Here is a 434-nt window from a genome sequence, read left to right on the forward strand (position 1 = left end):
GAACTTGCCGCCGGAGTGCAGAGTGCACATGATGACTTCGAGCGCGGACTTCTTCGGGAATTTCGGGTGCGGGTCGACCGGAATGCCGCGGCCGTTGTCGGTGACGGTGAGAAAGCCGTCCGCGCTGAGCTCGACGCCGATGAAGGTCGCGTGGCCTGCCAGCGCCTCGTCCATCGAGTTGTCGATCACTTCGGCGAAGAGGTGATGCAGCGCCTTCTCGTCGGTGCCGCCGATATACATGCCCGGGCGGCGCCGGACAGGCTCCAGCCCCTCCAGCACCTCGATCGACGAGGCATCGTAATCGGTCATCGGCTTGGGTGAGGCGGCGAACAGGTCTTCTGGCATGAGGCGGCTATACGGCGCGGGCGGGGATACTGCCAAGCACCATCGCCGAACTGCGTCGCTGTGATCGAAGCGCCCAAACAAAAGGGGCC

The 434-nt window shown here is 64.5% G+C and carries 1 protein-coding gene; it reads right to left on the reverse strand.

All coding sequences use genetic code 11. The annotated features are described in order from the left end of the window. On the reverse strand, window positions 1-309 hold a 309-nt coding region (locus tag AACY08_RS30000; protein WP_339472717.1), incomplete at its 3' end, for an ATP-binding protein. Between the last annotated feature and the right edge of the window lie 125 nt (window positions 310-434).

Source organism: Pseudomonas sp. EL_65y_Pfl1_R83 (assembly GCF_963970695.1).
In the GTDB taxonomy this organism is placed as follows: Bacteria; Pseudomonadota; Gammaproteobacteria; order Pseudomonadales; family Pseudomonadaceae; genus Aquipseudomonas; species Aquipseudomonas tritici.